Here is a 24,681-nt window from a genome sequence, read left to right on the forward strand (position 1 = left end):
TTCCTGAATAAGTCAAAAAAATTATAATACTGTGTTTACAGTAAGTCCGCCGTCAACCACAATTTCTGTTCCTGTAATGAAAGAAGAATCAGCAGAAGCAAGGAAACTAATTGTTTTTGCAACCTCAGAAGCTTGTCCAAAACGTTTCAATAAGATTTTTTGACCTAAAGCAGCTCCTAAACCTTCCACTTCTTCTTTTTCTAAACCAACTTTACCATACAAAGGTGTTTCGATTGGACCAGGAGAAACTGCATTTACTCTGATTTTTCTTGGTGCTAATTCTGCTGCAAATATTCTGTTTAATGATAAAACTGCTGCTTTACTTGCTCCATATACACTTGAACCCGGCATTCCTAATTGAGCATTTACAGAAGTATTAAAAATAATAGATCCGCCATCGTTTAAAATTGGCAATACTTTTTGAACTGTAAAATAAACTCCTTTTACATTCACGTTCATAATACTGTCATAATGATCTTCAGAAGCTGAATCTACTGGAGCAAAAGCTGCGATTCCAGCATTTAAAAACAGAATATCTACTTTTCCAAATTGTGCTTTTACTTGTTCTACTAAACTGTCAATAGATTTTAAATCAGATTGATCTGCAACGATTCCGGTAACGTTTAATTCTGTTTCGGCTTTTGCCAAAGCTTCTTTGTTTCTTCCTGTTACAATTACTTTTGCCCCTTTTGATACTAAATCAGCTGCTGCTGCGTATCCAATTCCACTATTTCCACCTGTTACAATAGCTACTTTGTTTTCTAAATTTTTCATTTTATTTGTTATTTAAGTTATTGATTATTCAATTATTATGGTACAAAGATATAATAACGGAACGATCGTTCCGTTATTATTAAAGTTAATTTTTTGTTAAAATAATTATTCACTTCTGAAAGTGCCATTTTATAAGGGTTTATATCTATGTAACCATAAAGGAAACAAATCGTAAAATGTCGCCAATTCTTAATTTATGCTTAATTTTGTATTTCTAAAAACAAAAAAACAGATGGATCGTCTTTTACCAGCCGAAAGTCCTTTCGAAACGATAATCTCATTTCATAAACTAATTGAATCTTTTGAGCAGATTGCTTTATCTAATGTTGATTACCGATCTAACTACGCCAAAGCGATTTTAAAAGAAATTGAAGCGTACCCGGAATTCAGAACAGGAATTCGCGATTACAGTACTATTAAGGATAATGAAGCATTAATTAAAAACATTGCTGCTGACTTATTCCCTACTTCTTTAACAAACAATGAAATAAAAGCCATAACAATACCTTTTCAAAATATATCATTTAATTATACAGAACGTTTCAAGAAAATATTGCGTAATGCCGGTGATGAATTTTACATGGAAATTCGTGATTTTGATGATCACCAATTCTATATTAATAATTGCTGTTTGATTTTAAGCGCTTATTATCATCAAAATATTGATTTTAATAAACCTTTTTTCTATGATATTCCAGATGAAGAAGGTGTAGAAAAACATTATCGTATTCTCTATAATGCCGATTTCATGGAAATCACTCCAACAGAAAATGCACCGCAGCTTACACAGGACGATATTGATATTTTGATTGATAACTATAATGATATCGATTTATGGAAATCTAAATTCCCGCCAAGAAGCTGGATTTTAAAAGGTTTCGGGATTGTTTCTTTATTTGATGCAACTACAGAAAGTGCAATTTCCAATTTAAAAAGTAATCTTTTAAAACCGGAAACTTCAAGAGTTGCTTCTACAGATATTATAGAAAACATCTTCAGGTCTATTTTTAAAATTCCGAGTTTAAAAGTTGGTTTTATTATCTATAATCCTGAAGAAGAAAAATTTGTACGACCAATAAAGTTTGACAACCAAATGCAGAGTTTTTTACTTTCATCTACACAGGAAGTAGATTGTAAAAATGCTTTTTTTGGATGTTCATTTGAAAATCTTTTAGATAAAAAGGAACCGTTTGTAATTTCAAATGTGAAAAAGTTTATCGAAGAATCTTCAAACCCAAAACTTGGCGAGCATTTATTAAGTCAGGGAATTCAAAGCTGTGTTTTTGCACCGGTTATAAAAGACGATCATTTATTAGGCGTTGTTGAATTGGTTTCTGATAATATTCGTGAGTTAAACAGCGTAAATGCAACAAAACTAGAATTGGTTTTACCGTATTTAACAGATACTATTGATCGTTATAATACAGATATGCAGCATCAGGTTGAAGCTATTATTCAACGTGAATATACTACGATTCACCCAAGCGTTTACTGGAAATTCAGAAAAGAATCTCAAAACTATTTCCAAAATATAAATCACACGAAAGATTATATTTTTAAGGAAATTGTATTTAAAAATGTATTCCCATTATACGGACAAATTGATATTAAAGGTTCCTCTGAACACCGAAATGAAACGGTTAAAATTGACTTGAAAAATCAGCTTACGGCTCTTTTGGAAATTTTCGATAATCAAAAGCCAAATTCAAACCTGGTACTTTTAGAGCAAAGAAAATTCGAATTGGAATCACTTCGAAGTGAATTGGATTTTCCGCTAAAAGCAGATATGGAGCAACATATTCAGCGTTATATCGAAGACGAAATTCATCCGATACTGAAAAACACCAAAGACAATGCTAAAAATAAACAGTTAGAAGAATTGTACTTTGAAAGTCTGGACGAAAAAACCGGAATGTTTTATCAGGAAAGAAAGAAGTTTGACAATGCGATGTCGATTATCAACAAAAGACTGGCTTCTGTATTAGATAAAAAACAGGTTGAAGCACAGCAAATTTATCCGCATTATTACGAACGTTTTAAAACGGATGGTGTTGAGCATAACTTATATATTGGAGCTTCGATTTCGCCAACAAAACCGTTTGATATTATGTACCTGCACAATTTACGTTTGTGGCAGTTACAGACTTTATGCGAAATGGAATTAGAGCATCATCAGCTTAAGGAATCGCTTCCGTATGAGTTAGATGTTACTTCGCTGATTTTGGTTTTTAGTTCGCCGCTTTCTATTCGTTTTAGAATGGATGAAAAACGTTTTGATGTTGACGGAACTTATAATGCAAGATATGAGGTCGTTAAAAAACGTATCGATAAATCGAACATTAAGGGAACAAACGAAAGAATTACCGAAAAAGAGAAAATTACAATTGTATATTCTCAAAACAGTGAAGAAGCTGAATATTTAAAATACATCAAATATTTGCAGCACAAAAAAGTTTTAGAACCGTCAATAGAACAATTTGAAGTCGAAGATCTTCAGGGAGTTTCTGGTTTAAAAGCAATTCGTGTAAAAGTGATTAATAACGTAAATAATTCAAAAATAAAGAAAATTACTTATCAGGATTTATTAGATGAGCTCAACTAAAAGTTGGGCTTTTTCTTTGAATTTATAATTTAACACATAAAAACATAGACTTTTGAAACTTAAAAAAGGCGTTTCACTTGTCTAAACAAACATAGCTATGTGTTAGAAAACTTGTTTTCTTTTTATATCTTTTTCATTCCCCATAAAAACCTATGTTTCTATGTGTTTAAATTTTATAGACAAAGAACGCGGATGAAACGGATTCGCTTCGCGAAGACGCAGATTATACGGATAAATATTTAACGCGGATAATAACAGAAAAAAATCTGTTTTTATCCGCGTTTTCGCGAAGCGAATCCGTTTCATCCGCGTCTAATTTTTACGCATTATAAAATTTAAATTGATTTAAAAGCAATTACAAACGCAATTACAGTAACAATAATTCCAAACATAAATAGGTTATAAGCAATACGAAGCAAGTTATATTTTCGCTGTAAAACCAATCCCAGATAATATAAATCTTTAATCATGTTCGAATAAAGATAATCGCGGTCTTTCATCATTTCGTTCATTGCCCAGTCGTATTCTTCTAAAGGCATTTTGTAGAAATTTCCAAAAAACAATAAATTAATCTTTTTATTCTCGATATCTTCTCTTGTAAAAACACCCGAAGTTACTTTTGGTCGTGTGGAAAGAATCGCAAAAATAATAGTGATTACGCTTGACATCAGCATAATAAATGTCGGGATAACTAAATGTGCATTTTTCGGACTGTCTAATTTTGGAATAATAGACGAAAGTGCAATCGAAATAATAATTGCATTTACAGATAATAAAATATTCGCTTTACTATCCGCAATTCCGCTTAAACGGGTATGATTTCCAAGCGTAACGCGAAATAAGGTATCAACACCGCGATCTGGTTTTTCTACTTTTTCGCTTTTTTTGGTTTCTTTTTCAAGTTCTTCCGCCGCTTTCAATTCCTGCTTATTTATTTTTTTCTGAATCAAAATAAGGTTCTTTTCTTTTAAAGGCTGCCATTTTTTTAAAGCATAATCCGTGTAGAATCTATGTTTATTCAGTAAAAAATTCAGGTTTTCCTTTGTCCATTCAGCATTAGAAAAATTTACAATTCCTGTATTTTTCAATTCTAAACGTAGTAATTCGCAGGTTGTAACATATTCTGTTCCCATTAAATGGGCATAATCAGCATCTTTAATTATTTTTTCCAAATGCGTTTTTGGATAGTAATCTTTGGCTGTAGCCAAAATCAAACTGGAAACCAATTCGATAAACTTTTCAGATTTTCCTTTTTCTTTTAAAAAATCAACAGCAATCTTTACGCTCTTAGCTTCATGATCTTCATAACCTTGAATATATCCTGTATCATGAAACCAGGCTGCAACTAAAAGTGCCTCTTTGTCATCACTTTCTACATCTTCCTTTTTGCAAAGCTCTTTTACGGCTGAAACTACTGTGAAAGTATGGTTAAAATTATGGTAAGAATATAAATTAGAAAGTTTATCTTTGAGTAAATTACCGACGAAATCCTCGGATTGTTCTATTAGGTTCATAAAAGAATATTTTTATACCACTAAATTATGAAATTGTTTTTGGATAATCATTTTATTGCTAAGGTTAAAAAATTTTCATTAGCAATTATAACTTTAACATTTATTTATTCTTGTGCCACACATAAGGCGCAGTACGGAAAAGATGTTAGTGCTAACGAAACAGAAAACGCAACAGATACTATAAAAATTGCCAATACTTTTTATCTTGTTGGAGATGCCGGAAATGCTGATCAAGAGCAGGCACAGCAAACACTTGAGCTTTTACACCAAAAGCTAAAAAAAGCGAGTAAAAAATCGACTTTACTTTTTTTAGGAGACAATATTTATCCTAAAGGTTTTCCTACTGACAATACTGATAACAAAGCTTTGGCAGAAACAAAATTGACGAACCAGTTAAAATTAGCTAAGGGATTTAAAGGAAAAACAATTTTTATTCCCGGAAACCACGATTGGTACAGTGGCATAAAAGGTTTAGAATTGCAGGCCGATTTTGTGACAAAAAATTTAAATGATAAAAAGGCTTTTCTGCCAAGAAAATCCTGCCCAATCGAAGATGTAAAAATTGACAGCATTACAACTTTAGTAACTATTGACAGCGAATGGTTTCTGGAAGATTGGGATAATCACCCCACAATAAACGATAATTGTGACATAAAAACGAGAGAAGATTTTTTTAAGGAACTGGAAAGTATCTTAAACAAAAATCAGGAAAAAACAGTTGTTTTAGCCATTCACCATCCTTTATTGAGTAACGGAAGTCACGGCGGTCAATATTCCTGGGAAAAACAATTATTTCCGCTAGAGAAAAAAATCCCGCTTCCGGTAATTGGATCTTTTATTAATTTATTGAGGAAAACGTCCGGAGTAAGTCCGCAGGATCTTCAAAATAAACAATATACCATTTATGCAAAACGAATAAAAACACTTTTGCAAAAACAGCGAAATGTAATTGTAGTTTCTGGTCACGATCATAACCTGCAGTATATCAGCAAAGAAAATATTCAGCAGATTATCAGCGGTGCAGGATCAAAATCGGAAGCTGCAAGAGCCATAAATCCATTTGATTTTTCGTATGGCGGAAACGGTTATGCAGCTTTAACTTTATATAAAAGCGGTGACGCGAAAGTTTCTTTTTACGGAAATGAAAACAATAAAGAAAAACTGCTTTTTGAAAAAGAAATTATAAAAGCAAAAGAAATTAACTGGGCATCAGATATCTCTAATAATTTTCCTCCAAGAATTACAACTTCTATCTATTCAGCAAAAATGACAGATAAAAGTATGTTTCACAGATTTTTATTCGGGCAGCATTACAGAAAATATTACAGCATGCCTATTGATATAAAAGTAGCCACTTTAGATACTTTAAAAGGCGGATTAAAACCTATTCGCGAAGGCGGCGGACATCAATCTGTTTCTTTAAGAATGTCTGATTCAAAAAACCGTGAATATGTAATGCGCGGCATGAAAAAAAGTGCATCGGTATTTTTACAATCTGTAGCTTTTAAAGATCAATACATTGTTAATGATTTTGAAGATACTTATACAGAAAGTTTCTTATTTGATTTTTATACGACCTCACATCCATATGCTCCATTTGTAACTGGCAGTATGTCAGACAAAATTGGTCTTTTGCATACCAATCCGGTTTTATATTATATTCCCAAACAAAAAGGTTTAGGCGAATTTAACGCAGGTTATGGAGATCAATTGTATATGATTGAGGAAAGACCTGCTGATAATCATTTAGACGCTAAAAACTTTGGAAATCCGAGTAATATTATCAGTACAGATGATATGATGATGAATCTTCATAAAGATGAAAAATATTCGGTTGACGAAAAAGAATATATTAAAGCCCGTTTGTTTGATATGCTTATTGGCGATTGGGATCGTCACGCTGATCAATGGCGCTGGGCAGAGTTTAAAAAAGATGGTAAAGTTATTTACAGACCAATTCCCAGAGACAGAGATCAGGCTTTTGCAAAATATGACGGTGCGCTGCTTTCTATTTTAATGAACATTCCCGCATTACGCCATATGCGTACTTTTAAAGACAAAATTGGTAATGTAAAATGGCTGAGCAGGGAACCTTATCCTATGGATTTGGCTTTTTTAAAAACGGCAGAAGAAAAAGACTGGATTGAACAGGCTAAATTTATTCAGGAAAGTTTATCTGACAGCGATATAGAAAATGCTTTTAAAGCTATGCCAAAAGAGGTTCAGGATGGAACGGTTGATGAAATCATTCGAAAATTGAAAAACAGAAAAAGAGAGCTTCAGGAATATGCCGTAAAATATTCTGATGTTTTAAGTAAAACGGTTATGATTGCCGGAACAGATAAAAAAGACAAGTTTGTTTTAAATCATAATGCCCGAAAAAGCATTGAAATTCAGGTTTTCAGAGTGAAAAAAGAAGGCGATGAATTAGTTTATACTAAAACAGTACATGACGCTAAAACTAAAAATTTATGGATTTATGGTTTAGATGATAATGATGTTTTTGAAGTAAAAGGCGATCAAAAATCGAGAATTAAAGTCCGTTTAATTGGTGGTCAAAACAATGATACTTACAATATTGAAAACGGAAGAAAGGTTATTGTTTACGATTTCAAATCAAAAGAAAACACGTATAACCTTGATTCTAAAACCCAAACTCAGTTAACAGACGATTACGATGTTAACTTGTACAATTTTCAAAAACCTAAATATAATGTTGTTTCCGGTTTACCAAATATTGGTTTTAATCCGGATGATGGTGTAAAATTAGGTATTAACTTAAATTATACAGTAAATAACTTTAAGCAAAATCCGTATACGCAGAGACATGTTTTAAATGCTTTTTACTATTTCGCAACCGGAGGTTTAGAGTTTAATTATGTGGCACATTTCCCCGGATTATTAGGTAAATGGGTTATTGATGTTGAATCTCTTTATACGACACCAAATTTTGCGATGAATTATTTTGGTTACGGAAATGAATCTCAATATGATGATAATCTTAGTATGGATTATAATCGTGTTCGTATTCGTAAATTTAATGCCTCAACTGCCATTCGCCACGTAGGAAGATATGGAAGTGAGTTCAGCATTCAGCCTATTTTCCAGAGAATGACGGTTGAAGAAACAGAAAACAGATTTATCGATATTCCGAATATTGTAAACCCTGATGTATTTAACAGTCAAAATTACGGAAGTTTAAAAGTGAAATATCTTTTCAAAAATTCTGATTTTGCTGCTAAACCAACTCTGGGAATGGCTTTCATGATTGCTGCAACCTGGACAACAGATTTAGATGACACGAAGAAAAATTTCCCAACGCTGGAAAGTTTTTTAGGATTTACACATAAATTGGATCATAACGGAAAACTGGTTTTAGCAACTTATGTAAAAGGAAAAGCCATTTTTAACAATAACTACGAATTTTATCAGGGAGCTGCTTTGGGGGGTGATACTGATTTAAGAGGTTTTAGAAATGAGCGCTTTTTAGGAAGCTCTTATTTCTCTCAAAGCTCTGATTTGCGTTTGAGTCTGGGTAAAATCCGTAAAACGATTGCTCCGTTTACGTACGGAATTTTAGGTGGTTTTGACTACGGAAGAGTTTGGCTTGACGGTGAAGATTCTAAAAAATGGCATCAGGATTACGGCGGCGGACTTTGGCTGAATGCTATTAATGTTTTAACTGCCAGAATCTCTTATTTTAAATCTCCCGATGAAGTTGGAAGGGTTATTTTTGGAGCAGCGTATAGTTTTTAAAAAAAGGTTCAGAGCGACAAAGGTTCAAAGGTTTTTTTGCCACGAATTACACAAATTTTCACGAATTAATTTTAAATAAAAAATTAGTGAAAATTTGTGTAATTCGTGGCAAACTTTTTTTTCTTAGCATCTTAGAATCTTAGTAACTTAGAGTCTAAATTCATAAACGTTTCCTCCTATTTTGTTTGTTTTTTCGTCGGCTACGAGTAAGGTGTTGTTGTCTTTAAAAACGATGGCTTCTTTTTGAGAGAAGTGGTTTAGGCTTATTTCGGTTTGGGTTCCTTTGTGGAATAAATCTCCTTTAAAACCTTTAAATAAAACTATTTTATCGTGGCTTAATAAAACTACTTTTTTGCCGTCGGGACTTATCGTGGCGCTTGTTAAAACACAATGATTATAATTACTGCAGGTTTTAAACTCTCCTATTTTAACTGCTTTTTGAGTTCCTTTTGCATTTTTGATTTTATAGATAAAAGCAGTTCCGTCAAAACCTTTGCTTCGGTTTTTGGTGAAAAGATAAAAATAACCGTTGTGCTCAAAGAAACCTTCAACATCATAAAACATTTCTTTTTTCTTTGGAGGAAATTCAGTTTGTTCCGGATACGAGAATGAGATTTTATATTCGGCGGAAGCCTGCTCTTTATTCAGTTGATTTTTGGCTACTTTATAAATGCACAAATCTCTGCGTTCGTTATCGTTGTTTCCGAAATCGCCAATGTAAATATTTCCTGTTTTATCTTTGGTAATATCTTCCCAATCCACATTTTCGGCATTTGAAATCGTAATTGTCTTTTCTAATTTCCCTTTCGAATTAATGGCATAAATGGCATTTTTATTTCCGCTGTCTTCCAAAGTATAAATCACATTTGTTTCCGGGAAATACGTAATTCCAGAAACTTCTTTTAATTTCTTCGGAAGCGAATAAAGCGTTTTCAAATCATCACCAGATTGCTGCTGACAAGCTAATAAAACAATAGAAACGGCTATTAAAAAAGATTTTTTCATAAGATTTGATTTTTTTTGAACCATATAAGTTATATAAGAAAATTTAAGTTTTTACTTATGGACTTGAATTGACTTTTTTAAATCATATAAGTAATAAGAAATACAAGAAATTCAGGTTTTGCTTTAATGAACTTATATAACTTATATGGTTTAATCCTTTAAACTAAGTTTGTGTTTTTAAAATTACGAATGATGAATTCAAAAGCGGCCTGCATGATGTGTCCCATTGATCTTGCGTTTTTAAACTTCATATCGTTTGTGTATCGGTACAATTCCATTTTTAATTGGTTTAGATGTTCCTCTGTCGAAATGGTATCGTGACACATAATATTCAATAATTTCTTAATTCTGTTTTCGGCAGAATGGATTCGTTTTGCCAAAATCGCTCTTTCTTCATCTTTATATTGAATGATAGAACGTTCTTCTAACTTCTCTTTAATCAGCTGAATCATCGGAGAGTTTTCTTTAAAAAACTGCGGACGATATACTTTGAAATTTCCTTCGTAACATTGCTGGTCAAAATCGATAGGACGAATTTTATAAACGACCTGATCAAAATCGTGAATTGGTACAATTACATAATTATACGCTCTCATATCGCCCAAAAGCCTGATCATACAACGTTCGTTAAACTTAACGAATTCTTTGGCGATTTGTGCTTTTTCCATTTCGGTACATTTATCAAGCAGCGTATCCATAAAAACATCTCCGGGAATCCCAATGATATGTTCTTCAATTAAAGTGTCGTTATAAACCAAAAAGTTGATTTTATCCGGCGAAAGAATATCTTCTAATTCTAAGCCGTAAATTCTTGAAGCATCGGCTTTTTTAATATAAAAGTGAACGTAGTTATCGTTGAGAATATTACGGACTTTAATTCTAAAAGGTTTTGAATTTCCGAATGTACAATAGTCGATGGCATCAATATTTAGAAACTGAATAATTTCGCTGTTTCCATCAGAATGCAAAAGGGAATAGATTTTCTTTAAATTGAGGTCAATTTCATTTCGTTCAAATTCATTGTAATAAACCCGAATCCATAAAGTATCAGTTTCGTTTTTATCGTAAACATTAACCGAACCTGAAAATCGCAATAAGTCATCATAAAACACAGATACTTTCGATATACGCTCGTATCTGTCTAAATAACTTAAAAGTGGCTGTGTTAAAGGAAAAGAAGGTTTCTTTAACACCATCAACGGTTCGCTCATTTTGAATATCTTTATTACAAATTTACATCAATAAGATGATAAAAATAAATTTGGCGTAACAATATAGAATTTGAATCGTCATACTAAAAACTAAAACCGAAATAAATTTGGAAACCATCCTTACTATTCAGAATCTCAGTAAAAGATACGGGCGCATTCAGGCGCTTAAAAATGTATCTTTTAGCATACAAAAAGGCCACGTCTACGGAATCCTGGGCCCTAACGGAAGTGGAAAATCAACCACTTTAGGAATTGTTTTAAATGTTGTCAACAAAACATCAGGCGATTATAAATGGTTTGACGGAAATGTACAAACGCATGAAGCTTTGAAAAAAGTAGGCGCTATTATCGAGCGTCCGAACTTTTATCCGTACATGACCGCCGAAGAAAACCTAAAATTAGTCTGCAAAATTAAAAGCATCAATTATTCTAAAATTGGAGAAAAGCTTGATCTTGTTGGTTTATCTGAAAGAAAAAACAGCAAATTCAGTACTTTTTCTTTGGGAATGAAACAGCGCTTAGCAATTGCATCGGCACTTTTAAACGATCCTGAAATTTTGATTTTAGATGAACCAACGAATGGGTTAGATCCGCAGGGAATTCATCAAATTAGAGATATTATTAAAGAAATTGCATCGCAGGGAACTACCATTTTACTGGCTTCACATTTATTAGACGAAGTCGAAAAAGTTTGTTCGCACGTTGTTGTTTTAAGAAAAGGCGAAGTTTTATATTCTGGTTCTGTAGATGGAATGTCTGCAAATGAAGGTTTCTTTGAAATTTCTTCAGATGATAATCTGGCGCTGAAATCTGCTTTACACAGCCATCAGGCGGTTGCAGAAGTTAAGGACGAAGATGGAAAAGTTTTGGTTTACTTAAAAGCCGATTTATCTGCTCAAGAATTGAATCAGTTTTTATTTTCAAAAAATATTATTTTAAGTCATTTGGTCAAACGTAAAAATAGTTTGGAAGCCCAATTTTTAGAATTAACCAAAAATACCAATCCAAAAATCTAACTAAGCCATGAAAAGACTTATCTCTATAGAATTACAAAAAATCTGGATGAATAAAGCCAGCCGTATTCTTACTTTAACTTATTTTATTTTACTTTCCTTTATAGCCTTAATTGCTTCAATAAAGTTTAATCTTGGTCCGCTTAAATTTCACTTGGCCGAAATGGGAATTTTTAACTTCCCTTTTATATGGCACTTTAATACTTATGTTGCCGCTATCTTGAAATTATTTCTTGCTATTGTAATTGTTTCCATGATGGCTAACGAATACAGCTATGGAACACTTAAACAAAATTTAATTGATGGCTTGAGTAAAAAAGAATTTATTCTCTCGAAATTCCTAACTGTAGTTTTATTTTCAGCTGCTTCAACTGTCTTTATATTTGTGATGAGTTTGATATTAGGTTTAATTTTTTCTTCCTATACTGAACTTGATATTATTTTTAGTGATTTAGATTATCTTCTGGCCTTTTTTGTAAAGTTAACCGGATTCTTTTCATTCTGTTTATTTCTTGGAATTTTGGTAAAAAGATCGGCTTTTGCATTAGGTTTTCTTTTAGTTTGGAATATAATCGAAGCCATAATTAGAGGTTATCTTGCCTTTACTGTTTTCCCGGATAGCAATACCGATGAGAAAATTACACAGTTTCTTCCGTTAGAATCAATGGCTAATTTAATTGTTAATCCTGGTCCAAGATTATCTATCGTTAAGAATATTGGAACACAAATGGGAATTAATACTGATATCGATTATAGCGTAAGCTACTTTGCAATTCTAATTGTATTAATCTGGACATTTTTATTTGTATATTTTTCTTACAAATTATTAAAAAATCGGGATTTATAGTATATTTGTTATACTATGAATCAGGCAAAAAGTTTTTTAATTATTTTATTTTTATGCTGTTTATCTACGAAGGTAAATGCGCAGTTTATTACTGTTGATGATCAAAAAACACCGCAGCAGCTTATTGAAGATATTCTAGTGAATAATTCATGTGCTGCTGCTACAAATTCAACCGGTAACGGAGATACTTTCAGGCCTGGAAAACAGAGTTTTGGTTATTTTAACAGCAACGGAAGTAATTTTCCTTTTGCTGAAGGAATAGTTTTGGCAACATCAACTGCCGAAAGTGCTGTTGGGCCTTTTGTTAGTGACTTAACAAGCAGTGATAGCCCTAACTGGCTTGGTGACAGCGACCTTGATCAAATATTAGGTATTCATTCTATAAATTCAACAGTATTAGAATTTGATTTTATTGCTTATACAAGTGCATTGAGCTTTAATTATATTTTTGCTTCAAATGAATATCAGTACGATTATCCTTGTGAGTTTTCAGATGGATTTGCTTTTTTAATTAAAGAAGTCGGAACAACTGATCCATATAAAAATTTGGCTGTATTACCTAATACTACTACGCCTGTTTCGTCTATAAATATTCGTCCGAAAATTGAACCCGGAACAAGACCCGGCGGAATTAACTATCAAGGCTGTGCGGCTTCAAATGAAAATTATTTTCATGGTTTAAATAACAATACAAGTCCGGTAAATTATGCCGGACAAACAACTGTTATGACCGCGCAGACTACCGTAACAACAGGAAAAACATATCATGTAAAATTAGTAGTGGCAGATGATACATATCGATATCTGGAATCTGCCATTTTCCTTGAAGCGGGAAGTTTTGCATCAAAAATTTTATTGGGGCAAGATCGTACAACTGCCACAAATAATCCTGCTTGTTTTGGAGAAGAAATCGATCTAAACAGCAATCTTGATCCTGCCACTTATACTTTTAAATGGTTCAGAAAAAATGACCCGACTAATATTCTTGGTACAAACTCAACATATAAAGTTACAAGTGCAGGAAATTATAGAGTTGAAGCTACTGTTATTGGTACAACGTGTGTACTTTCAGGTGAAATAAAAATTGATTACGCACCGGAAATTCTTTCCTCCAATACTTCTTTATTTCAATGCGATGACAATACAGATGGAATTTCAATTTTTAACTTAGATAAAGCCAACAATATTGTTAAAAATAATGCGGCTTACATTATTAATGAAGGCTATTATGAAACATTAGCACAGGCACAGGCTAAAACAAGTAAAATTGTAAAGCCAGAAATGTATATCAATAAATATGCAGATCAAATTGTGTATGCGAGATTAGAAAATGAATTTGGCTGTTTTAAAATTGCCGAAGTAACTTTAAAAATTGCACCTACCTCAATTCCAGATCCGAGTCCGATAGCTACTTGTGACCGAGACGAAATTCAGGACGGACTTTATCAATTTGATTTAAATACAGAAGTTACACCAGTACTAACTGCCGGACTTCCAAGCGGATTGATTGCTAGTTATTATTTAAATGCAAATGATGCTTTGGTTGAAATAAATCCATTACCAAATATCTTTAAAAATACAACGGCTTTTAATCAAAGAATATATGCAAGAGTCGTAAATGGTCCAGATTGTTATGATGTTGTACCAGTCAATCTCGTGGTTAATACTTTTGATCCGCCAAATTTTCAAGATGAAACTGCGTTTTTATGTCAAAACGGAAATACAACTTTGTCTGTAGCAGCTGGTTTTAGGAGTTATTCATGGAATACTGCACCAACAAATAATACTAATACTTTGGTAGTTACTACTCCCGGCGATTACTCTGTAACGGTAACAGATGCAAATGGTTGCGAAAAAACAAAAGACTTTAAGGTTATTTTATCTGAACCTGCTATTATAACGAATGCAGTTGTAAAAGATTTTTCAGGAAATGAAAACTCTGTTTCTATCGAATATACCGGAGTTGGAAATTATGAATTTTCATTAGACGGAACAACTTTTCAAAACGAACCGTTATTTACAAGCGTACCTGCAGGAACTTACACGGCAGTGGCAAGAGATAAAAACGGCTGCGGATTATCTAATGCTTTTGTGGTTTATGTTTTAGATTATCCTAGATTTTTTACTCCAAACGGCGATACTTTCAATGACTTATGGCTTATTGGAGATTCTAATTTGTTACCAAATTATACTTTAAATATTTTTGACCGCTACGGAAAACTTTTAAAACAAATGAACCAAAACAGTCCGGGATGGAACGGTATTTTTAACGGACAGCCGCTTCCTTCTGATGATTATTGGTTTACTTTAATTTTTGCAGACGGCAAAAATGTGAAAGGACATTTTAGTTTGAAAAGATAATTTTTTTTTAAATTCCAATATTTAAATTCCAAATTCCAATAATATCGGTTTTAAAAATTCCAATACTTAAATTCCAAATTCCAATTTATAAAAGATTCGAATTTGAACCATAAAAAAAATCCCAAACTCCTAATGGAATTTGGGATTTTTATATTGAAATTAAATCTAATTAGATTTTAAATCTTTTTCTATCAGTTTCTGTCAAATAGATTTTTCTCAAACGAATAGATTTTGGTGTAACCTCTACGTATTCATCTTTTTGAATGTACTCTAAAGCTTCTTCAAGAGAGAAAATAATTGGCGGGATGATTCTCGCTTTTTCATCATTTCCAGAAGAACGAACGTTAGATTGTTTTTTCTCTTTCGTTACGTTTACACACATATCATCTCCACGAGAGTTTTCTCCAATTACCTGACCTTCGTAAATTTCAGCATTTGGTTCAACGAAAAACTTACCACGATCTTGTAATTTATCGATAGAATAAGGAATTGCTTTTCCTTTTTCCATAGAAATTAATGACCCTTTGTTACGTCCTGAAATTTCTCCTTTGAAAGGCTCATATCCAATGAAACGGTGTGACATAATAGCCTCACCAGCAGTAGCTGTAAGCAATTGATTTCTTAAACCAATAATTCCACGAGATGGAATATTAAATTTAATAATCATACGCTCACCTTTAGTTTCCATACTTAACATTTCACCTTTACGAACTGTTACGAATTCAACTGCTCTACCTGAAAGGTTTTCTGGTAAATCGATTGTTAATTCCTCAATTGGCTCACATTTTTTACCATCAATTTCTTTGATGATAACTTGAGGCTGACCAATTTGTAACTCATAACCTTCTCTTCTCATTGTTTCAATAAGAACAGATAAGTGAAGTACTCCACGGCCAAAAACCATGAATTTATCTGCAGAATCAGTTTCACCTAACTTCATAGCTAAGTTTTTCTCTAATTCTTTTGTCAATCTTTCTCTAATATGACGAGAAGTTACAAATTTACCTTCTTTACCAAAGAAAGGTGAGTCATTGATTGTAAACAACATACTCATTGTAGGCTCATCAATAGCGATAGAAGCTAAACCTTCAGGGTTTTCGTTATCTGCAATAGTATCTCCAATTTCAAAACCTTCAATACCAACTACAGCACAAATATCACCTGCAATAACTTCTGTAACTTTTTTACGTCCAAGACCTTCAAAAGTATGTAATTCTTTGATTCTTGATTTCGTTACAGTACCGTCTCTTTTTACTAAAGATATTGCCATACCTTCTTTCAAGATACCTCTTTCTAAACGACCAATAGCGATACGTCCGGTAAAAGCAGAGAAATCCAAAGATGTAATTAACATTTGCGGTGTTCCTTCTGATACTTTAGGAGCAGGTACATTAGCAATAACCATGTCTAATAAAGGCTCAATGTTTTCAGTTTGGTTTCTCCAATCATCAGACATCCAGTTGTTTTTAGCAGAACCATAAACAGTTGGGAAATCTAATTGCTCTTCTGTAGCACCTAATTCAAACATTAAATCAAAAACTTTCTCATGAACTTCTTCCGGAGTACAGTTCTCTTTATCAACTTTATTGATAACTACACAAGGCTTCAAACCTAAGTCAATAGCTTTTTGTAATACAAAACGAGTTTGCGGCATAGGACCTTCAAAGGCATCCACTAGTAAACATACACCATCGGCCATGTTCAATACACGTTCTACTTCACCTCCAAAATCCGCGTGGCCAGGAGTATCGATAATATTGATTTTTGTTCCTTTGTATTGAACAGAAACGTTTTTAGAAGTAATAGTAATACCTCTCTCACGCTCTAAATCGTTATTATCAAGAATTAAATCACCTGTATTTTCGTTGTCACGAAATAATTGACAGTGATACATAATTTTATCAACCAAAGTGGTTTTACCGTGATCGACGTGGGCAATAATTGCAATATTTCTAATAGATTCCATTTGTGATTTTTAATGGGTGCAAAAGTACACTTTATTTTGATAAAAAAAACGTTTCTGCGATAGTTTGCGTATATACAAGTAATTAGTTCATTAATCTAGTGTTAATTTGCACCCTAAAATGAACTTTAGTTATTGTTTAATTATAGTTAATTTAACTATATTTGAGTAATGAAAAGTAAAACTCTCCAAATTACTCTCGTTTACGTTATCATATCGCTAATTATGGCAATAGTCTGTCATAATTTACTCATAGACTACTTTTTTGAAGCAAAATACTCTTACTTCTTTTTTGCAAAGGACGTCTTTTTTATAATATCTACCGCATTCATTTTCAAATATATACTCTCAACAAATGAGACTAAAAATATTTCTGTTTTTCAGAAATTAAAAAGCACAAACGAGGAAATTAAAGAGTCAAACGAAAAATATGATATTGTTGCAAAAGCGACAAGTGACACTATTTGGGACTGGAAAATTCAGGAAGATACCATAAATTGGAACAAGGGAATTGAGAGCGTTTTTGGCTATAATCCGGAAGAAGTTGGAAAGACTTCAAAATGGTGGTTTGATAAAATTCATCCTGAAGACAGCATTCGAATGTCGATCAAATTATATTCTTTTATCGAACAAAAAACAGAAAAATGGCAGGATCAATACCGATTTAGATGTGCCGACGGAACTTATAAATATGTTTTAGACCGAGGTTTTTTACTAAAAGATGAAAACGGAAGAGCTATTAGAATGATTGGAGCAATCCAGGATATTACCAAACAAAAAGAAGAAGAACAGCGATTAAAACTTTTAGAAACCGTAATTACACAATCTAAAGATTCGATTTTAATTACCGAAGCCAACTCACAAGATCGCAAAATACCGAAAATTGTTTACGTAAATCCTGCATTTTCACAAATGTCCGGCTATCAGTCTAATGAAATTATCGGGAAATCAACCAATATATTTAAAGGTCCAAAATCTGATTCGGAAGAATTAAAAAAACTTTTGCGGGCAATAAAAGATGAAGAAGAATGTGTAATTGAAACCATAACGTATACCAAAACTCAAGAAGAATATTGGGTACGTTTTGCAATGATTCCTATTTTTAATAATGAAGGAGCAATCACACACTGGATTTCAATCCAGAGAGATATTACAGACGAAAAGAAACTGGAAACAGAAAAAGAGCATCTTATTAGAGAACTTACACAAAACAATAAAGACTTAAAACAATTCTCTTATATAACATCACATAACCTTCGTGCGCCATTATCTAATTTAATCGGACTTTTAAATCTTATTGAAGATATTCCAATCGAAAATGAAGAACTGGAAGAAATTTTGGCTGGTTTTACAAAATCAACTCATTTATTAAATGAAACCATAAATGATTTAGTAAAAGTGATTATCATAAAAGACAACCCTTCTATGCAAAAAGAAGAGGTTTCTTTAAAAGAAGTTTTTGAAAATGTTTTTAGCCAGCTGTCTTTTCAAATTGAATTACATAAACCAATTATCAAATTAAAATTTGACAGAGTTCCGCTTTTAATTACCAATAAAGCTTATATTGAGAGCATTTTATTGAATCTGCTTACCAATTCTATAAAATACAAATCTGAAAACAGAAAATTAAAAATATCAATTACAGCAGATCAAATAGATCATCATGCCATTTTAACCTTTAAGGATAACGGAATTGGAATTGATCTGGAAAGAAACCGCGACAAAGTTTTTGGACTTTATCAAAGATTTCATAATTATCCTGACAGTAAAGGATTAGGTTTGTATCTTGTAAAATCTCAGGTAGAGACTATGGGAGGAACAATTAGTATTGATAGTGAAGTCAATAAAGGCACCACATTTACTATAACATTTAAAAATTAATACATTATGCTTGAGCAAATTTTATGCATTGACGACGATCCAATTACGTTGATGTTATGCAAAAAAGTAATTTCAAAATCTTCATTTTCGCATGAAATTATTACTGCTCAAAATGGCGAAGAAGCATTACACCATTTTAATACTTTAAAATACACCAACAATAAAAACAAAGTAAATAAAAAGCCGGAATTAATTTTTTTGGATTTAAATATGCCTGTAATGGGAGGCTGGGAATTTCTGGATCATTTTACTTCTGCTGATTATGCCGAATTCAACACTGCAAAAGTCATTGTATTATCTTCTACAATTGATCCCGATGATTTAGCGAAAGCAAAAAAATATCCAATCATAATAGACTTTCTTTCAAAACCTATTACTCAGGCTATGCTTGAATATCTTAAAAAGAAAATCACATAGATTGGTAAATTCCAATATTTGAAATTCCAAATTCCAAACAAAATAAACCTACTATATAAAAAATCCAAATTTCAACTTTAAAAAAGTATTGAAATTTGGATTTTTCTTATTTTAAAATTAAACTCCAGATTGGAATTTCAAAATATTGGAATTTGGAATTTTTTAATTGGAATTTTCAATATGATGAAAACAAAAAAAGTCCTCTAAAAGAGGACTTTTTGTATATTTAGGAAATTGTAATTAATTACAATTTAGCAACATGCTTAGTTAATTTAGACTTCAAGTTAGAAGCTTTATTATCATGAATGATGTTCTTTTTAGCTAATTTATCAATCATAGAGATTACAGTTGATAATTTTGCAGCTGCATCAGCTTTATCAGTAGCTATTCTTAATGCTTTAATAGCATTACGAGTAGTTTTGTGTTGATATCTGTTAAGAACTCTTCTTTTTTCGTTACTTCTGATTCTTTTTAATGCTGACTTATGATTTGCCATTTTCTTTTAATTTTAGATGTAATAATAATTATAAATACTAGTTAAAAAAGAAAAACCTCCCACAATTGTAAAACAATCACTTTGGTTTTAACTAATAAAACAAAAACCGAGACACCAATTTTTATTTTACAAAACTTATTTACAACTAATTTTGTAGTCTGTAAGGGAATCGAACCCCTGTTACCAGGACGAAAGCCTGGAGTCCTAACCCCTAGACGAACAGACCAGTTTCATTCTAAGTTTTCTTCAATTTAAATAAAATTGAAATTGTAGTCCGTGGGGGAATCGAACCCCCCTTACCAGGATGAAAACCTGGCGTCCTAACCGATAGACGAACGGACCATTAACATCAAGTATAATAACTTATTTTGCAGAAAAAAAAAGTAGTCCGTGGGGGAATCGAACCCCCCTTACCAGGATGAAAACCTGGCGTCCTAACCGATAGACGAACGGACCGTGTTTCTCTAATGCGGATGCAAAAATACAACTATTTTTAAGATGTACAATACCTGATGTAAAAAAAATTAAAAATTTTTAATAAGCCTTAGCAAAAAGCACTCTTTTTGAAGAAGGATTCCCAGTAAACACACAGGTTCCCGCCTCTTCTACAGCATCTAAAGGGATGCAGCGAATCGTCGCTTTTGTCAAATCTTTTATTTTTTCTTCGGTTGCTGCAGTTCCGTCCCAATGAGCCGAAACAAAGCCGCCTTTACCTTCTAAAATTTCTTTAAATTCCTCAAAATTATTCACTTCCGTAATATGTGTATTACGATAGTCTAATGCTTTGTTAAATAAATCCGTTTGAATTTGCTCTAACAAGTCATTAATATAATTTACGATTCCGTCTCCAGAAACAACTTCTTTTGTCAATGTATCACGTCTCGCCACCTCAAAAGTTCCGTTTTGCAGATCTTTTGGTCCAACAGCAATTCTAACAGGAACACCTTTTAATTCCCATTCAGCAAATTTGAATCCTGGTTTTTGCGTTGTTCTGTCATCATATTTAACTGAAATCTTCAGTTTTCTCAATTTAGCAGTCAATTCATTAACCGCTGTCGTAATTTCAGCCAGCTGTTCATCTGTTTTATGAATAGGAACAATCACAACTTGTATCGGTGCTAAGTTTGGAGGAAGCACCAATCCCTGATCATCAGAATGTGTCATTACTAAAGCTCCCATTAAACGGGTAGAAACTCCCCAAGAAGTTCCCCAAACATATTCTTGTTTTCCTTCTGAGTTAGCAAATTTTACATCAAAAGCTTTTGCAAAGTTCTGACCTAAAAAGTGAGAAGTTCCAGCCTGTAACGCCTTCCCGTCCTGCATTAATGCCTCAATACAATACGTTTCATCTGCACCGGCAAAACGTTCTGTTTCGGTTTTAAAACCTTTTATAACCGGAATCGCCATGAAGTTTTCTGCAAAATCAGCATATACATTCATCATTTTCTCAGATTCTTCTATTGCTTCTGCTTTTGTAGCATGAGCCGTATGTCCTTCCTGCCATAAAAATTCAGCAGTTCTTAAAAACAAACGCGTACGCATTTCCCAACGAACCACATTTGCCCATTGGTTAATTAATAAAGGTAAATCTCTATAAGACTGAACCCATCCTTTATATGTAGACCAGATAATTGCCTCACTCGTAGGACGAACAATAAGTTCTTCTTCTAATTTTGCATTAGGGTCAACTATTAATTTCCCTGGTTTATCCGGATCATTCTTTAATCTATAGTGTGTTACAACAGCACACTCTTTTGCAAATCCTTCTGCATTCTTCTCCTCAGCTTCAAACATGCTTTTAGGAACAAATAAAGGAAAGTAAGCATTTTGATGTCCTGTTTCTTTAAACATTCTATCTAACTCTGCCTGCATTTTTTCCCAAATTGCATATCCGTACGGTTTGATCACCATACACCCTCTAACTCCTGAATTTTCAGCTAAATCTGCTTTGACAACCAGCTCATTATACCATTTAGAATAATCTTCTGATCGCGTAGTAAGGTTCTTACTCATATTATATAGTTTGGCACAAATTTTGTTTTAATAATTTTAACTAAATAGTTTGACAAAACTAACTATTTTTGTAATGTGCAACAATAAAAAACACCACAGATATGAAAACTTATATTACTCTCCGCCAAAACTCAAGTTCTTTTTACTTAATTGGATTACTGAGTTTTCTAGCAGTATCCTGTGGTTCTTACCAAAACACTTCATATAATGATAATGATGGAGTATATGGTAATTCTACCAACAGATATGCTCAAACAAATACCACAAACACAAACAATCAATATAAAGACTACTTCAAGTCTCTGCAAGACGACAACCAGCCTACAGAAATTTTTACAGATGTAGACAATTATGGTAATTATTCTGAAAGCGACAGTACACAAACAGCTGCTGTAGCTTCTTATCCGGCTTGGGGAAGCAGTAATTCTGATGTTTCAGTAAACGTTTACTCTGACCCAACATGGTCATTCGGATTTGGATGGGGATACCCTTATTACGGATACGGATGGGGATATGGCGGTTATTGGGGCGGCTACTGGGGATATCCTGGTTACGCTTGGGGATACCCTGGATATTGGGGACCTGGATGGGGCTATCCTGGATACTGGGGCGGCGGTTACTACGGTAACTACTCTTACAGCTACGGAAGAAGAGGATCTGCAGCTTACTACGGAGGCAGAAACTATGCTTCAAACAGAAGTTATGCTACAAACAGAAACTTTGTAAACAGCAGAAACTATACTAACAGAGGAAGCTATACAACAAACAGAAACTACACTAACAGATCTAACGGTTATTCTGATTACAGAAGAAGCTCTGCTGTAAACGGAAGAACTTATAATTCTGGCAGTCCAACATTTACAAACAGAAGAAGTTATTCTCAAGGTCAAAGTAACAGCTACGATTATTCTAACAGAAGATCTGGCACAACTACTAACACAAGAAGTTACAGCAATGGTAACAACGGAAGCACTTCGAGAACCTACTCTCCTAGCCCATCACGCTCAATGAACAGTGGCGGTGGCGGAAGCATGAGATCATCTGGCGGCGGTGGCGGCGGAAGATCATACGGCGGAGGCGGAGGTGGAAGAAGGTAACATTTTCCTCCTTTTCCACATCTAGTTTATATATTTAAAAATCTACCCAAATGAAAAAAATATTATTCCTTTTAATTACAGGACTAACTGTCAGCGTCTCACATTCTCAGGATGTTTCTGATGCTTTACGATATTCACAAGATAACATAACCGGAACTGCAAGATTTAGAGCAATGAGTGGTGCTTTTGGAGCTGTGGGCGGTGATTTATCTGCTACAACAGTGAATCCGGCGGGATCTGCAATTTTCAACAACAATCAAGTTGGAATTACATTGAGTAATCAAAACATTAATAATGGCTCGAAATATTTTAACGATGGGGAAACCCAAGACAAAGACAATTCTTTCATACTAAATCAGGCTGGCGGAGTTTTTGTTTTCAAAGACAGAAACCCTAACAATAAAGGATGGAATAAAATTGCAATTGGAGCCAGCTATGAAAACACAAATAATTTTAACAACAATACTTTTTCTGCGGGAAGAAACCCTAATAATTCTATAGCTAATTATTTCTTATCCTATGCAAATGGAACTGCTTTAGGTGATGCAACGAAAATTCCATACGCTGATCAATTTTACTATGAACAGCAAACCGGATTTGGAGTTAATGGAAAAATTATACTACCTGTAAATCCGAATGACGACGAAAACACGCAGTACACAAGTAATGTACCAGGATTACAACCTGGGCAAAGTTATTATCAGGAAAATAATATTTACGAAAGAGGCTACAATAGTAAAGTAAGCTTCAACATTGCAACATCATATAATGATCGTATTTATTTCGGTGCAAACTTAAATGTACATGTGACTGATTACAGAAGATCAAGTAGTTTTTATGAGTTCAACAATGCTCCCCTTACCGGAACACCAACTATTTCTGATGTAACATTCAACAATGAATTATACACTTATGGTAATGGATTCTCTTTTCAACTAGGAGCAATCGCTAAGGTTACTGAAGCTTTTAGACTTGGATTAGCATACGAATCAAATACTTGGTACGAATTATATGATGAATTATCTCAAAGCGTTTATACTACCACAGAGGCTACAGGCGGGGTACAGAATTTTTATAATTTAAATCCTAATACAATAAACGTTTACGAACCTTACACTTTACAAACTCCAGGGAAATTTACTTTTAGTGGAGCCTACATATTTGGTAAATCAGGTTTAATTAGTGTTGACTACTCTATCAAAGACTACAGTAATGCAAAATTCAAACCAACAAATGATCCAGATTTTAGAACTACAAATGGCTACATAAGCGATGAATTAACCACTAATGGCGAATTAAGAGTTGGTGCCGAATTTAAAATAAAACAATTAAGCCTTAGAGGAGGATATCGTTTTGAAGGAAGTCCTTATAAAAACGGAACAACAGTGGGAGACCTGAACAGCTTTTCTGCAGGTTTAGGGTATAACTTTGGAGCAACTAAATTAGACTTAGCTTATGCTTATGCGGAAAGAAAATCTAACCAAGGGTTCTTTTCTCAAGGATTTACTGATGGAGCAAACATTACCTCAACACTGAATAATGTTTCTTTGACTTTATTATTTGAATTGTAATTAAAATTAAATAGATGAATGGAAATTTCCGTCAGGTTTTTACTTGGCGGATTTTTTTTGACACAAAATATCAAAAAGCCCTTCATAAAAAACACCTAAAAGAAACCGAAACAAGCGGTGTTTGAATAAAAAAGTGTAATTTTGCACTCCAATTTATAAA

At 33.1% G+C, this 24,681-nt stretch carries 16 protein-coding genes and 3 tRNA genes; 9 read left to right on the forward strand and 10 right to left on the reverse strand.

Annotated features, from left to right (window positions below; all coding sequences use genetic code 11):
- Positions 1 to 21 precede the first annotated feature (21 nt).
- Positions 22 to 774 (reverse strand): SDR family oxidoreductase, encoded by a 753-nt coding sequence (locus tag NLJ00_RS24300; RefSeq protein WP_256635734.1) that lies wholly within the window; start codon positions 772 to 774, stop codon positions 22 to 24.
- Positions 775 to 1,006: 232 nt separating this feature from the next.
- Here NLJ00_RS24300 and NLJ00_RS24305 point away from each other — a divergent pair, with 232 nt between their 5' ends.
- Complete coding sequence (locus NLJ00_RS24305; RefSeq protein WP_256635735.1) at positions 1,007 to 3,376, forward strand: GAF domain-containing protein; 2,370 nt, start codon at positions 1,007 to 1,009, stop codon at positions 3,374 to 3,376.
- A 335-nt stretch (positions 3,377 to 3,711) separates the two neighbouring features.
- Here NLJ00_RS24305 and NLJ00_RS24310 read toward each other — a convergent pair whose 3' ends face one another.
- Entirely contained in the window at positions 3,712 to 4,890 is a 1,179-nt protein-coding gene (locus NLJ00_RS24310; RefSeq protein WP_053473860.1) for a Pycsar system effector family protein, read from the reverse strand.
- Positions 4,891 to 4,917: 27 nt separating this feature from the next.
- Here NLJ00_RS24310 and NLJ00_RS24315 point away from each other — a divergent pair, with 27 nt between their 5' ends.
- Positions 4,918 to 8,646 (forward strand): metallophosphoesterase, encoded by a 3,729-nt coding sequence (locus NLJ00_RS24315; protein WP_256635736.1) that lies wholly within the window; start codon positions 4,918 to 4,920, stop codon positions 8,644 to 8,646.
- A gap of 147 nt (positions 8,647 to 8,793) precedes the next feature.
- Here NLJ00_RS24315 and NLJ00_RS24320 read toward each other — a convergent pair whose 3' ends face one another.
- Together NLJ00_RS24320 and NLJ00_RS24325 are read right to left on the reverse strand one after the other, a co-directional pair.
- Complete coding sequence (locus NLJ00_RS24320; protein ID WP_256635737.1) at positions 8,794 to 9,651, reverse strand: SdiA-regulated/phytase-like domain-containing protein; 858 nt, start codon at positions 9,649 to 9,651, stop codon at positions 8,794 to 8,796.
- A gap of 158 nt (positions 9,652 to 9,809) precedes the next feature.
- Complete coding sequence (locus NLJ00_RS24325; protein WP_256635738.1) at positions 9,810 to 10,862, reverse strand: hypothetical protein; 1,053 nt, start codon at positions 10,860 to 10,862, stop codon at positions 9,810 to 9,812.
- A gap of 107 nt (positions 10,863 to 10,969) precedes the next feature.
- Here NLJ00_RS24325 and NLJ00_RS24330 point away from each other — a divergent pair, with 107 nt between their 5' ends.
- Genes NLJ00_RS24330 through NLJ00_RS24340 form a run of 3 tightly spaced genes read left to right on the forward strand, consistent with a single transcriptional unit; the run spans position 10,970 to position 15,083 of the window.
- Positions 10,970 to 11,878, forward strand: coding sequence for an ABC transporter ATP-binding protein (locus NLJ00_RS24330; protein WP_053473857.1), 909 nt, complete (start codon positions 10,970 to 10,972; stop codon positions 11,876 to 11,878).
- Between the two features lie 7 nt (positions 11,879 to 11,885).
- The gene (locus NLJ00_RS24335) at positions 11,886 to 12,722 is read left to right on the forward strand and encodes an ABC transporter permease (RefSeq protein WP_256635739.1); all 837 of its coding nucleotides are present in this window, start codon (positions 11,886 to 11,888) and stop codon (positions 12,720 to 12,722) included.
- Positions 12,723 to 12,737: 15 nt separating this feature from the next.
- Entirely contained in the window at positions 12,738 to 15,083 is a 2,346-nt protein-coding gene (locus NLJ00_RS24340; protein WP_256635740.1) for a T9SS type B sorting domain-containing protein, read from the forward strand.
- A gap of 169 nt (positions 15,084 to 15,252) precedes the next feature.
- Here NLJ00_RS24340 and typA read toward each other — a convergent pair whose 3' ends face one another.
- Positions 15,253 to 17,049 (reverse strand): translational GTPase TypA, encoded by a 1,797-nt coding sequence (gene typA, locus NLJ00_RS24345; protein WP_053473854.1) that lies wholly within the window; start codon positions 17,047 to 17,049, stop codon positions 15,253 to 15,255.
- 222 nt (positions 17,050 to 17,271) lie between these two features.
- On the opposite strand from typA, the gene NLJ00_RS24350 reads away from it, so the two are divergent.
- A complete protein-coding gene (locus tag NLJ00_RS24350; protein ID WP_235992075.1) occupies positions 17,272 to 18,927 on the forward strand; it encodes a PAS domain-containing sensor histidine kinase in 1,656 nt (551 codons plus the stop codon).
- A gap of 6 nt (positions 18,928 to 18,933) precedes the next feature.
- Positions 18,934 to 19,344, forward strand: a complete 411-nt coding sequence (locus tag NLJ00_RS24355) for a response regulator (protein ID WP_053473852.1) — start codon at positions 18,934 to 18,936, stop codon at positions 19,342 to 19,344.
- A 244-nt stretch (positions 19,345 to 19,588) separates the two neighbouring features.
- On the opposite strand, the gene rpsT is transcribed toward NLJ00_RS24355, so the two are convergent.
- From rpsT to proS, 5 genes are all read right to left on the reverse strand, one after another.
- Entirely contained in the window at positions 19,589 to 19,840 is a 252-nt protein-coding gene (rpsT, locus tag NLJ00_RS24360) for a 30S ribosomal protein S20 (protein WP_053473851.1), read from the reverse strand.
- A 154-nt stretch (positions 19,841 to 19,994) separates the two neighbouring features.
- Positions 19,995 to 20,066, reverse strand: a tRNA-Glu gene (locus NLJ00_RS24365).
- 44 nt (positions 20,067 to 20,110) lie between these two features.
- Positions 20,111 to 20,182, reverse strand: a tRNA-Glu gene (locus NLJ00_RS24370).
- 42 nt (positions 20,183 to 20,224) lie between these two features.
- A tRNA-Glu gene (locus tag NLJ00_RS24375) sits at positions 20,225 to 20,296 on the reverse strand.
- 78 nt (positions 20,297 to 20,374) lie between these two features.
- A complete protein-coding gene (proS, locus tag NLJ00_RS24380; RefSeq protein WP_256635741.1) occupies positions 20,375 to 21,853 on the reverse strand; it encodes a proline--tRNA ligase in 1,479 nt (492 codons plus the stop codon).
- 101 nt (positions 21,854 to 21,954) lie between these two features.
- Here proS and NLJ00_RS24385 point away from each other — a divergent pair, with 101 nt between their 5' ends.
- Together NLJ00_RS24385 and NLJ00_RS24390 are read left to right on the forward strand one after the other, a co-directional pair.
- The gene (locus NLJ00_RS24385) at positions 21,955 to 22,950 is read left to right on the forward strand and encodes a hypothetical protein (protein WP_256635742.1); all 996 of its coding nucleotides are present in this window, start codon (positions 21,955 to 21,957) and stop codon (positions 22,948 to 22,950) included.
- 50 nt (positions 22,951 to 23,000) lie between these two features.
- Positions 23,001 to 24,521, forward strand: a complete 1,521-nt coding sequence (locus NLJ00_RS24390; RefSeq protein ID WP_256635743.1) for an OmpP1/FadL family transporter — start codon at positions 23,001 to 23,003, stop codon at positions 24,519 to 24,521.
- Positions 24,522 to 24,681 lie beyond the last annotated feature (160 nt).

Origin of the sequence: Flavobacterium panici (assembly GCF_024499525.1) — a bacterium.
In the GTDB taxonomy this organism is placed as follows: domain Bacteria; phylum Bacteroidota; class Bacteroidia; order Flavobacteriales; family Flavobacteriaceae; genus Flavobacterium; species Flavobacterium panici.

Coding starts and splice junctions, on each gene's coding strand:
- NLJ00_RS24355 (WP_053473852.1), top strand. CDS start 18,934: ATGCTTGAGCAAATTTTATGCATTGACGACGATCCAATTACGTTGATG.
- NLJ00_RS24325 (WP_256635738.1), bottom strand. CDS start 10,862: ATGAGCGAACCGTTGATGGTGTTAAAGAAACCTTCTTTTCCTTTAACA.
- NLJ00_RS24340 (WP_256635740.1), top strand. CDS start 12,738: ATGAATCAGGCAAAAAGTTTTTTAATTATTTTATTTTTATGCTGTTTA.
- NLJ00_RS24320 (WP_256635737.1), bottom strand. CDS start 9,651: ATGAAAAAATCTTTTTTAATAGCCGTTTCTATTGTTTTATTAGCTTGT.
- typA (WP_053473854.1), bottom strand. CDS start 17,049: ATGGAATCTATTAGAAATATTGCAATTATTGCCCACGTCGATCACGGT.
- NLJ00_RS24310 (WP_053473860.1), bottom strand. CDS start 4,890: ATGAACCTAATAGAACAATCCGAGGATTTCGTCGGTAATTTACTCAAA.
- NLJ00_RS24385 (WP_256635742.1), top strand. CDS start 21,955: ATGAAAACTTATATTACTCTCCGCCAAAACTCAAGTTCTTTTTACTTA.
- NLJ00_RS24390 (WP_256635743.1), top strand. CDS start 23,001: ATGAAAAAAATATTATTCCTTTTAATTACAGGACTAACTGTCAGCGTC.
- NLJ00_RS24335 (WP_256635739.1), top strand. CDS start 11,886: ATGAAAAGACTTATCTCTATAGAATTACAAAAAATCTGGATGAATAAA.
- NLJ00_RS24315 (WP_256635736.1), top strand. CDS start 4,918: ATGAAATTGTTTTTGGATAATCATTTTATTGCTAAGGTTAAAAAATTT.
- NLJ00_RS24305 (WP_256635735.1), top strand. CDS start 1,007: ATGGATCGTCTTTTACCAGCCGAAAGTCCTTTCGAAACGATAATCTCA.
- NLJ00_RS24300 (WP_256635734.1), bottom strand. CDS start 774: ATGAAAAATTTAGAAAACAAAGTAGCTATTGTAACAGGTGGAAATAGT.
- proS (WP_256635741.1), bottom strand. CDS start 21,853: ATGAGTAAGAACCTTACTACGCGATCAGAAGATTATTCTAAATGGTAT.
- rpsT (WP_053473851.1), bottom strand. CDS start 19,840: ATGGCAAATCATAAGTCAGCATTAAAAAGAATCAGAAGTAACGAAAAA.
- NLJ00_RS24350 (WP_235992075.1), top strand. CDS start 17,272: ATGGCAATAGTCTGTCATAATTTACTCATAGACTACTTTTTTGAAGCA.